Origin of the sequence: Bordetella genomosp. 11 (assembly GCF_002261215.1) — a bacterium.
Classification (GTDB): Bacteria; Pseudomonadota; Gammaproteobacteria; order Burkholderiales; family Burkholderiaceae_B; genus Bordetella_C.
This window is the reverse complement of the sequence record NZ_NEVS01000001.1, coordinates 1,333,347-1,346,407: the sequence shown is the minus strand read 5'-3', so window position 1 is coordinate 1,346,407 and position 13,061 is coordinate 1,333,347. Positions and strand designations below refer to the sequence as shown.

The 13,061-nt window shown below is 67.2% G+C and carries 11 protein-coding genes; 5 read left to right on the top strand and 6 right to left on the bottom strand.

Features of this window, described 5'->3' with window-relative positions:
• Positions 1-70: 70 nt before the first annotated feature.
• A complete protein-coding gene (locus tag CAL28_RS06050) occupies positions 71-1,528 on the top strand; it encodes a short-chain fatty acyl-CoA regulator family protein (protein ID WP_094840436.1) in 1,458 nt (485 codons plus the stop codon).
• Between the two features lie 52 nt (positions 1,529-1,580).
• Here the strand turns inward: CAL28_RS06050 and CAL28_RS06045 are convergent, their stop codons facing one another.
• The gene (locus CAL28_RS06045; RefSeq protein WP_094840435.1) at positions 1,581-2,753 is read right to left on the bottom strand and encodes a GGDEF domain-containing protein; all 1,173 of its coding nucleotides are present in this window, start codon (positions 2,751-2,753) and stop codon (positions 1,581-1,583) included.
• A gap of 150 nt (positions 2,754-2,903) precedes the next feature.
• On the opposite strand from CAL28_RS06045, the gene CAL28_RS06040 reads away from it, so the two are divergent.
• Complete coding sequence (locus CAL28_RS06040; RefSeq protein ID WP_094840434.1) at positions 2,904-3,185, top strand: cupin domain-containing protein; 282 nt, start codon at positions 2,904-2,906, stop codon at positions 3,183-3,185.
• 159 nt (positions 3,186-3,344) lie between these two features.
• Positions 3,345-4,187 (top strand): DUF899 domain-containing protein, encoded by an 843-nt coding sequence (locus tag CAL28_RS06035; protein ID WP_094840433.1) that lies wholly within the window; start codon positions 3,345-3,347, stop codon positions 4,185-4,187.
• Between the two features lies 1 nt (position 4,188).
• On the opposite strand, the gene CAL28_RS06030 is transcribed toward CAL28_RS06035, so the two are convergent.
• Complete coding sequence (locus CAL28_RS06030; protein ID WP_094840432.1) at positions 4,189-4,950, bottom strand: YdcF family protein; 762 nt, start codon at positions 4,948-4,950, stop codon at positions 4,189-4,191.
• 334 nt (positions 4,951-5,284) lie between these two features.
• Between CAL28_RS06030 and CAL28_RS06025 the strand changes: the two genes are divergently transcribed.
• Positions 5,285-6,634, top strand: a complete 1,350-nt coding sequence (locus tag CAL28_RS06025; protein ID WP_369597664.1) for an MFS transporter — start codon at positions 5,285-5,287, stop codon at positions 6,632-6,634.
• Between the two features lie 87 nt (positions 6,635-6,721).
• On the opposite strand, the gene CAL28_RS06020 is transcribed toward CAL28_RS06025, so the two are convergent.
• Positions 6,722-7,786 carry an alpha/beta fold hydrolase gene (locus CAL28_RS06020; protein WP_094840430.1) on the bottom strand — a complete coding sequence of 355 codons (1,065 nt, stop codon included), beginning with the start codon at positions 7,784-7,786 and terminating at the stop codon, positions 6,722-6,724.
• A 301-nt stretch (positions 7,787-8,087) separates the two neighbouring features.
• Here CAL28_RS06020 and CAL28_RS06015 point away from each other — a divergent pair, with 301 nt between their 5' ends.
• Entirely contained in the window at positions 8,088-9,200 is a 1,113-nt protein-coding gene (locus CAL28_RS06015) for a calcium:proton antiporter (protein WP_254925999.1), read from the top strand.
• A 30-nt stretch (positions 9,201-9,230) separates the two neighbouring features.
• Here the strand turns inward: CAL28_RS06015 and CAL28_RS06010 are convergent, their stop codons facing one another.
• From CAL28_RS06010 to CAL28_RS06000, 3 genes are all read right to left on the bottom strand, one after another.
• A complete protein-coding gene (locus CAL28_RS06010; protein ID WP_094840429.1) occupies positions 9,231-10,214 on the bottom strand; it encodes a Bug family tripartite tricarboxylate transporter substrate binding protein in 984 nt (327 codons plus the stop codon).
• Positions 10,215-10,280: 66 nt separating this feature from the next.
• Positions 10,281-11,240 (bottom strand): ketopantoate reductase family protein, encoded by a 960-nt coding sequence (locus CAL28_RS06005; RefSeq protein ID WP_094840428.1) that lies wholly within the window; start codon positions 11,238-11,240, stop codon positions 10,281-10,283.
• Between the two features lie 10 nt (positions 11,241-11,250).
• The gene (locus CAL28_RS06000) at positions 11,251-13,005 is read right to left on the bottom strand and encodes a thiamine pyrophosphate-requiring protein (RefSeq protein ID WP_094840427.1); all 1,755 of its coding nucleotides are present in this window, start codon (positions 13,003-13,005) and stop codon (positions 11,251-11,253) included.
• Between the last annotated feature and the right edge of the window lie 56 nt (positions 13,006-13,061).

Sequence of the window (13,061 nt, the reverse complement as noted above, 5' to 3'; positions counted from 1 at the left end):
AGCGCCGATTTGCGAAGTTTGCGAATATCATGGATATCCCGCGAACTCTTCGAACCGGGTTTTACCGACGATGCGCAAGATTTTCATGGGGGTGCGGCTGCGCCGCCTCCGCGAGGAACGCAAGCTGACGCAGGCCGCGCTGGCCGGGCTGCTGCGGGTCTCGCCCAGCTATCTGAGCCAGATGGAGAAAAACCAGCGGCCCCTGACGATGCCCGTGCTGCTGCGCCTGCAGGAAGTCTTCGGCGTGGGCGCCGACGCGTTCTCGGAGGACAGGGAACGGCGGATGGTGGCGGCCTTGCGAGAGGTCGCCGCCGGCCTGCCGGCCACGCATGGGGACGGGCCCAATGACGCCCGCATCTCGCTGGCCGAGATACGAGAAGTGGCGGCCAGCATGCCGGCCGTGGGACGTGCGCTTATCCAGCTGCATCGCCGGCACCGGGAAGCGGTGGACCGCCTCGAGGCCATCGCTGAAATGGTGGGCCCGGACGAGGGCTCGCCCGACATCGACAGGCCCGTCATGCCGCCGCCCCCGTACGAAGAGGTGCGCGACTTCTTCTTTACGCATCACAACCATTTTGCCGAACTGGACCTGCGCGCCGAACGGTGTCACGAGTCATGGGGTCTGGCGGACTGCACGCCGCAAGGCCTGGCGGAGCGGCTGGCCCGGCGCCTGCGCGAGCGGCACGGCGTTTCCATCGAAACGCCGCGGCTGGCGATGGGCCTGCAGCGGGCCTACGATCCGCAAGAGCGGCGCCTGCTCCTTCCCGCCCATCTGGAGCCCGGCCAACAGGCCTTCCAGATGGCTACTCAGCTGGCCTTCCTGGAAACGGACGGGGTGCTGCGCCGCATGGCTGACGCACCGCGCTTTTCGGGCGCCGCGGCAAGGCGGCTGGTACGCATGGGCCTGGCCAACTACTTCGCGGCCGCGCTGATCCTGCCCTACGGCCGCTTCCTGGAATCGGCCGAAGCCCTGCGCTACGACATCGACCTGCTGGGCCAGCGCTTTGGCGTGAGTTTCGAAACGGTTTGCCACCGCTTGAGCACCATGCAGCGGCCGGAAGCGCACGGCGTGCCCTTCTTTTTCATTCGGGTCGACCGCGCGGGCAATATCTCCAAGCGGCAGTCGGCCACGCATTTTCATTTCTCGCGCGTGGGTGGCACCTGCCCCCTGTGGAATGTGTACGAGGCCTTTTCCCAGCCGGGGCGCATCGTGCGCCAATTGGCCCGCATGCCCGACGGCCGCGTCTATCTGTGGGTGGCCCGCACGGTATCGCGCCACGCGGGCGGCTTCGGCCAGCCGGGCAAGGTTTTCTCCGTTGCGCTGGGCTGCGATGTCGAACACGCGCACCGCCTGGTGTATGCCAAGGGCCTGGACTTGCACGACGCCGAAGCGCCCACGCCCATCGGCATGGGCTGCAAAGTATGCGAACGGCCGGACTGTCCGCAGCGGGCCGTGCCCTATATCGGCCGCGAGCTCGACGTCAACGAAAACGTCAGCAGCTTTACCCCGTACCCGATGGCCAGGTAAGGGCCCCCGCGGCCCCTGCCCCATTCGCGTTCGGCATGCCGGCGACGGCGATTCACTCGGCCGCGGCGCCGGCGGCGCGCGCCAATTCCAGGCGATTTCCGCCCAGCGACTTCGCGCGGTACAAGGCGCGGTCCGCGGCCGCGAGCGCGTCGGGCAGCGGGGGAATACCGCTTTCGAAATACGCCAGCCCGATGCTGACCGTTGCCGGTATCCCGTGGCTGTCGACTTTATCCACCGCCGCATCGGCGAAGCGCTTTGCCACGGCTTCGCCCAGCTCCCGGGCATCAACAGCATCCTTGCCGGACAACAGCGCGGCGAACTCTTCCCCGCCTATACGGGCAAGAATCGCATCGGCCCCAAGAACCGCGCGCGCGGTTTCCGCGAACGATTTCAGTACCCGGTCGCCGATGTGATGGCCATGCAGGTCGTTGATCGCCTTGAATTGATCCAGATCGAAGGCCAGGACCGCCACGGGCCCGTACCGCTGCCCGTCGCCCATGATGCGGGCGCCCTCTTCGAAAAACCATCGGCGATTGCCCAGGCGGGTCAGGTAGTCGGTTTGCGATTCGCGCAACAGCTGGCCGTGGGTCTCGTCGCGGATGAGCTTGAGCAGGGCCATGGGCAATACGACCGAGTACAGGACGCCCTCCAGCATGGTGATCTGGCTGGCGATCGACTGGGTCGCCGCGCCATACGCCGCCACCAAAGCGGGAAGGAGGACAACGCGCACGGCGTAGACCAGGGCATGCAGCCCGGCCAGCGCCACGACGACGTACCGCGACGGCAGCGCGGCCATCGCCTGGCAGCGCATCATCTCCCAGGCCGTCAACCCGCTCGCGATGGCGATGGGCGCCGCGCTGAGGTAATTCCAAACGACGTCCTGCCATCGGGCACCGCCGACCGCCCACATCAGCGCGGCCGCCATCAGCAAAACCGCCGACGCCCCGCGATACCGCCGGCCGCTCAACGAGCCGACACCGCCAAGGATGAGCAGATACCCCGACAGGATGACGAGGTTGCTGATGGCAAAACCCGCCGGCGCGGGCAAAGCCCCGCGGAAGAACACCGACGCGCAGCCGATGCCCAGCGTGGCATATCCCGCTGCCAGAATCCGCAACGTCGCGCCGCGCCTTGGATTGGAGCGATGTTCCCAGAACGTCATGCCGGCACTGGCGAAAAGCGTTCCGATCGCAAGGAAATAAAGGGTCAGGAGATCGAAGTGCATCCTGGATATAAAGGCACTGCGCCGATGTGTCCCGGCGGCTGGGCGATTTTACGTTGAAACGCGGTGCCATACCCGCCCTCCGCCCCCTTTGCGGGCGCCCGGAAATGCGCGTACAACGGAAATCCCCCAAGCCGCACGGTCCCTATCGCGATGGAAGAAACCTTCGAGCCCCTGCTCTCGCGCCGCGGCATCCTGATCGAGCGCATTACTTCCCATGGCAACGTCACGCCGGCGGACCGCCCCTATCGCCAGGAACGCGATGAATGGGTCACGGTCGTATCCGGTGCCGCGCGGCTGCTCATGGAAGGCCAGGAGCACACGCTGCGTCCCGGCGACCATCTGTTCATTCCGGCCGGCGTGGAGCACTGGGTTACCTACACCTCGCCCACCGAGGCAACGGTGTGGCTGGCCGTGCACATGCCGGCCGGCTAGCCGGCCACGCTCCGTACCCCGACACGATTGTCACTCCGCCGCCGGGATCCGCGGTGCCAGAATGCCCGTACCGCACACACCGCGCGATACGCGCGAACGGCCGCGGGCCGCGCGTGCCTCGCGCGTTCCGTGACATCGCACCGCAACCAGGAGAAGGCCATGACCGCATCAACCGGAAACGCAACCCAAGCCAAGCAATCCTTCATGCGCACGCCGCCCGTCGTATCGCCGCGGGATTGGGAGGCGGCCCGGCAACGCCTGCTCGTAAACGAGAAAGCGCACACCCGCGCCCGCGATGCATTGGCCGCGGAGCGACGGCGCATGCCCTGGATGGCCGTGGACACCGCCTATACCTTCCTGGGCCCCGCCGGCAAGCTCAGCCTGCTCGACCTGTTCGATGGCCGCCGCCAATTGATCGTCTACCGGGCCTTCTTCGAACCGGGCGTGTACGGATGGCCCGAGCACGCCTGCCGGGGCTGCTCCATGGTTGCCGACCAGGTCGCGCACGTGGCGCACCTGAACGCCCGCGACACGACGCTGGTCTTCCTGTCCCGCGCGCCCCAGCCGGATATCGCCCGGCTGAAACAGAGCATGGGCTGGCATATGCCCTGGTTCACCATTACCGACAGCTTCGATGCCGACTTCGGCGTTCATGAATGGCATGGCACGAACGTGTTCTATCGCGACGGCGACCGCGTGTATCGGACCTACTTCCTGAACAATCGCGGCGACGAACAGATGGGCGGCACGTGGAACTACCTGGACATCACGCCGCTGGGCCGCCAGGAAACCTGGGAGGACTCGCCCGAAGGCTACCCCCAGACGCCGACCTACAAGTGGTGGAACTGGCACGACAGCTACGTCGCGGACGCCGCGCCGGACCGGAAGTGGGTAGAGATATCGGATGCCGGCGAGGCGGCGTTCCGCAAGGAAAGCGCGGCGAAAAGCGGCAAGCCGGATGCCGCCCCGCCGGCGGCATGCGTGCATTGCCGCGACGACTGAATCACGCCTGGCCCGGCAAAGTCCGGGCCGCGTTCCATCCCATGGCGTTGTACACGTGGTAGCGGGCGATACCGATGTACTCGTGCAAGGCGAAATCGGCCACCGCGAAGTTGTACGACAGCGGCAGCCAGGACGATACGGCCGTCAGATAGTCGGCGCGTGCCGCGATGGCATCGATACCGAAATGCGCGAAGTACATCAGGCTGCGCCGCATATGTATGCCCGAAGACACCAGCAGCACGCGATCCGCGCCATGGCTTCGCAGCATGGGACCGGTGAACTGCGCGTTCTGCCATGTGTTCAGGCTGTTCGGTTCGAGCAGGATATCCACGGCGGGTATCCCCAACCGGACGAGGGCGTCCCGGTAGACCGACGCTTCGGGTTTGCCGTATCGCTGGGCGTCGCCGCCGCTGGCCACGATCTTGCAATCCATGCGCGCTTTGCGGCAGTCCAGGTAAAGGCTGGCGGCTTCGACCAGGCGCGGATACGCGAAAACGCCGGGTTCGAACTGGCCCGTGCCCGGGATCCTCGCGGTACCGGCGCCCAGCAGGACGATGGCATTGCGCGTCCCCCACTCGAAGGCCGGCCGGCCCTGGTAGGGGGATTGCAGGCCCCCCAGCAACCACGCCGGCACCGGGCCGCAGCCCACGGCCAGGAACAGGACGAGTGCCGCCAGGTACAACGCCGCGCCGACGCGCCGCCGATGCAGCACGATGCATAGCGTGGCGATGGCGAGAATGGCGATCAACAGGGTTAACGTCATACGGTGCGTCGGTGCTTTCGGGCTGCATGGGGTCGCGGGATTCGCGACGTGGGACCACAAAGTACCATCGCGGGCGCGATCGTTCCCACCGCGCCCCCGCGCACGGCGCACCGCGGCGCCGGATTCTGACAATCCCATGAAATCGCCGCGCGCCCCGTTTTGACAAGGCGCGGGCGTCTGGCCGAGAATCTAGCCCCATCCCTGCCCGCGGCCCATGCGCCCGGAGCGTCCCTTCCGGAACGGCGGCGATCGCCCCCTTCCCCTACCGCAGCATCCTGTGAACCCGCACAGCAACTTTCGCGTCATCGCCGTGGTGGTCGCCACGACCCTGTTCATGCAGAACATCGACAGCACCGCCATCGCGACGGCGCTGCCGGCAATGGCGCGGGACCTGGATGTCAATGCGGTGCACCTGAGCGCCGCCATCACGTCCTACCTGGTGGCCATGACGGTCTTCATTCCCGTCAGCGGCTGGGTGGCGGACCGCTTCGGCGCCAAGCGCATTTTCATGTGCGCGATCTTCCTGTTTACCGCGGCATCGTGCGCCTGTGCCCTGTCCAACGGACTTGGCGGATTGGTCCTGGCGCGCATCGTGCAGGGCGCCAGCGGAGCGATGATGGTCCCGGTGGGGCGGCTGGTGCTGCTGCGCGGCGTGCGCCGGGAAGACCTGCTTTCGGCGACCACCTGGCTCTCGATGCCGGCCATGGTCGGCCCGGTGATCGGCCCGCCGCTCGGCGGATTCCTGACGGACACCTTCTCCTGGCGCAGCATTTTCTGGATCAACCTGCCTATCGGCATCCTGGGCCTGGTATTGGTCTGGCGGCTCATTCCGCATACGCAGACCGAACGGCCGCCGAAGCTGGATATTCCGGGCATGACCTTGATGGGCCTTGCCATCAGCGTATTCATGATCGGCGTGGAGACCGTCGGTCGGGGTATCGTGGCGCCGGAATTCCCCTGGCTGGCGATTGCCCTCGGGCTGCTGCTCTTCGGGCTGACGGTCAGGCATTGCCGGCGCGTGCCGAATCCGGCCATCGATTTTTCGCTGCTGTCGATTCCCACCTTCAAGGCCGCCACCGCCGCCGGCAGCCTGTTCCGCGCGGGCGCGGGCGCCCTGCCCTTCATGGTGCCCCTGACGCTGCAGCTGGGGTTCGGCCTCTCCGCATCGCGCAGCGGCATGCTCACGCTGGCAAGCGCGGTCGGCGCGTTCTGCATGCGTCCCATGGCGCAGTTCTTCCTGCAGCGGTTCCGGGTGCGCACCATCCTGCTGGGCGGCTGTTACGCCTTCGCCGTCACCTTGCTGGTGTGCGCGACGCTGACGGCGGACTGGCCGGAGACCGCGATCTTCGCGCTGCTGCTATGCGGCGGACTGGCCCGCTCGCTGAACTTCGCCTGCATGAACGCGCTGACCTACGCCGATGTGCCGCCGCAAAAGCTTTCCGCCGCCACGTCCTTTTCCGGAACGGCGCAGCATCTGCCGCGCGCGGCGGGCGTCGCGGTGGCGGCCGGGGTCATGCAGGTGTCGATGGTGCTGTCGGGCCGCGACCATGCCGCCCATTGGGATTTCGCCTGGTCGTTCATCGCGATCGCGGCGGTGGTGCTGGCGTCCGTGCCGGGCTATGCGGCGCTCAGGCCGGAAGCCGGAGCGGGCATTTCGCGGGGACGCTCGCGCAAGGCCGCCTGATCGCCCCGTCCGCCCACATGGCGGCGGCATGCATCCCCGCGCGCGGGCCATCGGCCAACCTCGCCGCGCGGCGCGCGACACCCGTGCCTACCATCCCGCCACTTCGATGACCGCGTTGGCGAACTCGCGCGGCGCTTCCTGCGGCAGGTTGTGCCCGATGTCGCCGGGCAAATCGATGTGCCTGTACTTGCCCGTGAACTTCTTCGCATACGCCGCGGGCGATGGATGCGGGGCGCCGTTGGCCGCGCCTTCCATGGTAATGGTCGGCACGGCGATGGCGGGCAGGACGGCCAGGCGCCTTTCCAGCGCGTCGTACTGCGGTTCGCCTTCGGCCAGGCCGAGGCGCCAGCGGTAGTTGTGAATGGTGATCGCCACATGGTCCGGATTGGCCAGGGACGCGGCGGAACGTTCGAAGGTGGCATCGTCGAACTGCCACTTCGGCGAGGCGGTCTTCCAGATCAGTTTGGCGAAGTCATGCCAGTTCTTTTCGTAGCCCAGCCGGCCGCGCTCGGTGGCGAAATAGAACTGATACCACCAGGCCAGTTCCGCCGCCGGCGGCAGCGGCTCGCCATTGGCTGCCTGGGTGCCGATCAGGTAGCCGCTGACCGACACCATCGCCTTGCAGCGCTCGGGCCATAGGGCGGCGATGATGTTGGCCGTGCGCGCGCCCCAATCGTAGCCGCCGATCACCGCGCGGCGGATCTGCAGCGCATTCATCAGGGCGATGACGTCCGCGGCCACCGCCGATTGCTGGGCGGTGCGCCTGGTGTCGTCGGACAGGAAGCGGGTGGTGCCATAGCCGCGCAGGTGCGGCACGATCACCCGGTATCCCTTGGCCGCCAGGATGGGTGCCACTTCGACATAGCTGTGGATGTCGTAAGGCCAGCCGTGCAACAGAATGACCACCTGCCCGTCGGCGGGTCCCGCCTCCGCGTAGCCGATGTTCAGCGCGCCGGCGTCGATCTGCTTGATGGTGGCGAACGCGGCGGCGCGGGCGCGGCCGGCTTTGCCGCCCTCCGGCGGGACAGCCTTTCCGGCCGGGGCGGCGGTATCGGCGTGGGCCAGGCCGGCAAGGCCGAGTTCCATGGCGCCGATACCGGCGGCGGCGGTACCGAGAAAACGGCGGCGGCGATTATTGATCTGGTCCGACATGCTTGACTCTCCCTGTGCAATTTGACGGGGCGCCGCGCTGTCCACAGCGGGCGGCCCGGCCGCATCCGGACAGTTCTCCCTCCCGGTCCCGGCTTGCACGCATTACATCGGGCCGATGTATCGGGCGTTTCTCGGCCGGGGCCCCTCCCGTATCGCCATGTAGCCGCCCATGCCGCCGAATACAGTGCGATACATTCCGGCGGACAGGCCCGCCCGCGCCAGGTATCCGCCACTTCGCTAAGATACGGGCGGCGCCATTGCATCGTATGGGGCGACGGTAGTTCATCACCACGGAGCGAACATGCAGCCAGAAAGCCACGCCGCAATGCCGAGATCGGCCTGGGTCTATCCCCTGCTGGCCGTGGTCTTCTATATCGCGGCGTCCGCCTACGGATACGCGACGCCTTTCGTCCCCACCCTGGGCAATGGGGCGATCGCCATTCTGCTGGCCGTCGTGCTCTTCGGCACCATTTTCGCGGCCGTCTACCATGCCGAGATCATCGCGCACGTCACCGGCGAACCCTACGGCACCCTGGTCCTGACCGCCGCGGTGACGGTGATCGAAGTCGCGCTGATCGCCTCCATCATGATTTCCGACGAAAGCGGCAGCCCGGCGCTGGCGCGGGACACGGTGTTCTCGGTGGTCATGATCGTCTGTACGGGCCTGGCCGGCATCTGCATCCTGGGCGGCAGCCTGCGGTTTCGCGAACAGCGCTACGGCAGCGTCGGGGCCTCCGCCTATCTGACGGTGCTGATCGTCCTGGCGACGCTGACCCTGGTCCTGCCCAATTACACCCAGGAGGTCAAGGGCCCGTCCTATTCCGACATGCAGCTGGTCTTCGTCGCCGTGATGACCCTGGTGCTGTATGCGGCGTTTCTCTACATCCAGACGGTCAGGCACCGTGAATACTTCATCACGCTGTCCGACGATACCCCGGACCACACCCATGCCATCTCCGGCCGCATGGTGGCGACCAGCATCGTCCTGCTATTGATTGCCCTGGGCGCCGTCGTGCTGCTGTCGAAGAAATTCGCCAACGTGGTGGAGTTCGGCCGCGAGGCCATCGGCGCCCCGCCCGCCGTCACGGGCCTGGTGGTCGCCATACTGGTGCTGCTGCCGGAGGGCATCTCGGCGTATCAGGCGGCCCGGCGCAACGAACTGCAGAAGTCGCTGAACCTCGCCCTGGGCTCGTCGCTGGCCACGATAGGCCTGACCTTTCCCGCCGTGACGGTACTCAGCCTCGCCCTGCACAAACCGCTGGTGCTGGGTTTGGAGCCGGGGGAAACGGTACTGATGACGCTGACCCTGGTGGTCAGCATCCTGACCCTGGGCAGCGGGCGGACCAACGTGCTGTACGGATTCGTGCACCTGGTGATCTTCGGAACGTTCATTTTCATGACATTCCTGCCTTGACGGCCAACCCGCCCGCGGCCCGGGGCTCCTTCAGTTGGGCTGTATCCCCGCGTCCTCGGCGATCTTCTTCCAGAAAGGGATTTCCTGGGCGATACGATCGGCGAAGGCCTTGGACGTACTGCTGGCCGGTGTGATGGACATGCCTTCCACCCGTTTGCGCACGTCCTCGTCGGCCATGATGGTCTTGATCGTCTGCTCCAGCCTGGCCACCACGGGCGCCGGGGTCCCGGCGGGCACGAACAGGCCGCTCCACAACTCGACGTTCATATCGATGCCCAGCTCCTTCATCGTGGGCGTATCCGCCAGGAAGCTGGTGCGTTGCGGCGACGTCACGGCCAGCGCGCGCACCCTGCCGCCGGACATGCCTTGCATCGCGGGCCCGGAATCCACCAGGGTCATGGTCACGTCGCCGGTACTGACGGCCATCATCGACTCGTAGCTGCCCTTGTAGGGGATGTACTCGAATTGCGTCTGCGTCCGGCGCTTGAACAGCTCGGTGATCAGCTGGAACGAGGCAGAGCTGGCGCTGTAGTTGGACTTGCCGGGATGCGCCTTGGCGTAGGCGACCAGGGCCGGCAACGAGGCGGTATCGGGATTGGCTTTCTGCGTAAGCAGCACCAGAGGGAAGGTACCGACCAGCGAAACCGGCGTCAGGTCCTTTTGCGGATCGTAGGGCAGTTTCTTGTACAGGGAAGGATTGAACGAGATCGGCCCGCTGGCGCCCATCAGCAAGGTGTAGCCGTCCGGCCGGGCCTTGGCGACGAAGTTCGCGCCGATGATAGAACCGGCACCGGGTTTGTTCTCCACAATGACGGGCTGCTTGAGCAGCATGGACATTTTCTCGCCCACCACGCGGGCCAGAAGGTCGTTGGCGCCGCCGGTGCTATAGCCGACGATGATGGTGATGGGCTTGGACGGATAGGCGTCTTCGGCATGAACGGCGGGGGTGCCCAGCACGGCGGCCATCACGGCAACCGCGCCCAGGCAGCGCGTGGGGAAACGCGTCAGGGTCATCGATGTCTCCAGGTGTTATCGCTACTTGCATCGGCTTCTACGGCCGCATGGCGGATTGGATCGGGGTCAGGCACTGTGGGCGGGCAGGCTCTCCTTCAACTGGATGGCGCGGGCCAGCTCCAGCCCCTTCACCAGTCTAAAAACGGTGCGGCACGCGGTCACGTCGACGCCCAGGCGGTCGCCCTCGCGCACGACATAGCCGGTCAGTTCATCGATCTCGGTGGGCACGCCCCGCGCCAGGTCCAGCGCCATGGAACCGGCATGCCGCGTGATGGGACGCTGCCCCGCGCGGGTCTGCTTGACCAGTTCCATGGGGTCGAAGGCCAGGCGGCCGCCCAATGCCGTGACGACGGCGACGCATTCGCGCGCCAGGTCGTCGATCAGGTCGCGCACCTCGGGCGCGTCGTAGCGGGCGCGGTTCACGCCCAGCAACAAAGCGCCCACCGGGTTCATCACGGCATTGAAAACGAATTTCGACCACACCGCGTCCATCGGATCCGGGATGGCCTGCGCGGGCAGCCCCGCGTCGGTCAAGAGCGTCGCCAGCCATGCGCAATCGTCCACCGTACCGCGCACGGGCCCGATCCAGGTGGCATTGCCGCGGATCAGGTGTTCGACGCGGCCCGGGCCCAGGAAGCGGCCCGCGTCCAGCGTGACGCCACGGGCGACCGGGCCGTTCCCGCCGGCCAGCAGGGTCTCGCTGTTGCCCATGCCGTTCTGCAAAGTCAGCAGCAAGGGCGTGCCGTCCAGGACCTCGCGCAGCGCGGCCCACGCGGCGGCGGTCTGGCCGGACTTGGTCAGGAAGACGACGGCGTCGAAGGCCACGCCGGCCAGCTCGCCGGCGCCCGTCACGGCCCGCAGCGCGACCGTGCGCGGTTCGGCCCCTTCGACGCGCAGGCCCTCGCGGCGGATCGCCTCGACATGGGTCGCGTTGACGTCCAGCACGGTCACCTGCGCGACCGCCTGCAGGTGGGCGGCGAAAATCCCGCCCATCGCGCCACAGCCGACGATCAATATGCTCCGCATCGCCGCCTCCTTACAGCGCGGCGACGCGCACGTGCATGACCGCGGCCTGCCCCGCGTCGACGGCGGCCAGGCAGCGGGTGATCGCGGCTTCCAATTGTTCGGGCTCGGCGACGTATTCGCCGTGCGCGCCGAAGGATTCCGCCACGCGGTCGAAGCGGCGTTCGCCGCGGACCGCCAGTTTGGCCTGGAAGTTGTCCACGCCGGCGGCTTCGCCGTCGGGATAGACGCGCAGCACGGCTTCCTTGACGGCCTGCCAGCCGCCGTTGTCCAGCACCACGGTGAAGATGGGCAACTGGTATTGCTGCGCGACCGCATAGACCGACGTCGGCGTGGAAAAATGGAAGCCGCCGTCGCCGACGAACTGCACCACGCGCGCGTCGGGCCGCGCCAGTTTGACGCCCAGCGCCATGCCGCCGCTATAGCCCAGGCCGCCGCCGGAACATCCCAGCAGGCTCAGCGGCTTGCTGCGCGGAATCTGCCCCAGCACCGCCGGCGAGTTGCGGATCGCCTCGTTCACGACCACGTCATCGCTGGAGATGGCGCGGCCGACGGCGGCGCACACATATTGCGCGGACAGCGCCTGCGCCGTACCCGGCTGCGAGGCGGCGCGCGCCAGGTTGGCCTTGCGCTGCTCGTTGTCCGCGGCCCAGCCGTCGCGGCGCTGCCGCGCCCGCTGCTCGAACTCCGGCGAGGCCAGGCGTTCGACCGCTTCCAGCACCTGCTCCAGCGCGCGGCCGCAATCCGCCTGCAGGCGGCGATGCGTGGGAAACCCCCACATCTGGAAATCCTGCTTGACGGGGTCCACATCGATGTGGGTCCACGCGGTCCGCGGATTTTCGCGGGCGAAAGCAGGCAGCCAGGGCACATCCACATCCAGCAGCATGCCGAAGTCCGCGCCCGCCAGCCCGGCCTTGGGATCGAAGCCGCCGAAGCAGGCCGCGTCGCGCGGCACGTTCATGTAGGTCGGCATGAATTCGTAGACGCGCATGCCGCAGCGGTCCGCCAGACGTGTCAGGGCATCGACCGCGCGCGCACTGCGGCCGAGGTAGGCGGTCACCACGATGGGCGAACTCGCCGCGATCAGGTCGCGCGCGACGGCTTCGGCGTGTTCGGGATCGATACCGCCCAGTGTCACCGCGCCGTAGCGGTCCGCGGGATAGGCCGGCATCTTCGATTCCGGCCAGGATTCGGCCAGCGTCTCGCGCGGCAACGTCATATAGACCGGCCCCGGAGGATCGCTTTGCATCATCGTGTGCGCGCGGCGCAGCGCCTCCTTGGCGACGACGCCGGACGGCAGCGTGTACTCCCACTTCACATAGGGGCGCACCAGGCTGCCGATGTCGAAGGGGTCCTGGACGAAGTGCACGTAGTTGTCGCGCGAGGCAGGCAGTTCGCCGCGCAAGGTATACGGCGCCTTGCCGGCCATCAGCATCACCGGCAGGCGGCTGCGGAACATGTTGTGCATGCCCATCGCCGCGTTGGCGGTACCCGCGTCCACATGCACCATCACCGCCTGTCCGCGCCCCGTCATGGCGGCGTAGCCGGCTGCCATATGCATGGCCACGTTCTCGTGCGGGCAAAGCACCGTGGCCGGCGCGCGCCGGCCTTCACGCTGCCAGCGGGCCAGTTCCTCGATGAGCGTCACATGGTCGGTGCCCAGGTTCGAGAAGATGTACTCGACGCCGGTATCGGCCAGCCCTTCCAGGAAATAATGCGCCGCCGTGCGCGTGGTTGCCGCGCCGGACGCTGCGTGCTGCTTGTCCATATGGTCTCCGTTGTTGTGTCGTTGCTGTCGTGGCCGACGCCACTGCTGCTGTCGTT

What these genes read in the sequence shown, in the direction of transcription:
- CAL28_RS06030 (WP_094840432.1), bottom strand. Translation starts at nt 4,950, where the DNA reads ATGACGTTAACCCTGTTGATCGCCATTCTCGCCATCGCCACGCTATGC.
- CAL28_RS06000 (WP_094840427.1), bottom strand. Translation starts at nt 13,005, where the DNA reads ATGGACAAGCAGCACGCAGCGTCCGGCGCGGCAACCACGCGCACGGCG.
- CAL28_RS06050 (WP_094840436.1), top strand. Translation starts at nt 71, where the DNA reads ATGCGCAAGATTTTCATGGGGGTGCGGCTGCGCCGCCTCCGCGAGGAA.
- CAL28_RS06020 (WP_094840430.1), bottom strand. Translation starts at nt 7,786, where the DNA reads ATGTCGGACCAGATCAATAATCGCCGCCGCCGTTTTCTCGGTACCGCC.
- CAL28_RS06035 (WP_094840433.1), top strand. Translation starts at nt 3,345, where the DNA reads ATGACCGCATCAACCGGAAACGCAACCCAAGCCAAGCAATCCTTCATG.
- CAL28_RS06040 (WP_094840434.1), top strand. Translation starts at nt 2,904, where the DNA reads ATGGAAGAAACCTTCGAGCCCCTGCTCTCGCGCCGCGGCATCCTGATC.
- CAL28_RS06045 (WP_094840435.1), bottom strand. Translation starts at nt 2,753, where the DNA reads ATGCACTTCGATCTCCTGACCCTTTATTTCCTTGCGATCGGAACGCTT.
- CAL28_RS06010 (WP_094840429.1), bottom strand. Translation starts at nt 10,214, where the DNA reads ATGACCCTGACGCGTTTCCCCACGCGCTGCCTGGGCGCGGTTGCCGTG.
- CAL28_RS06015 (WP_254925999.1), top strand. Translation starts at nt 8,088, where the DNA reads ATGCAGCCAGAAAGCCACGCCGCAATGCCGAGATCGGCCTGGGTCTAT.
- CAL28_RS06025 (WP_369597664.1), top strand. Translation starts at nt 5,285, where the DNA reads ATGCAGAACATCGACAGCACCGCCATCGCGACGGCGCTGCCGGCAATG.
- CAL28_RS06005 (WP_094840428.1), bottom strand. Translation starts at nt 11,240, where the DNA reads ATGCGGAGCATATTGATCGTCGGCTGTGGCGCGATGGGCGGGATTTTC.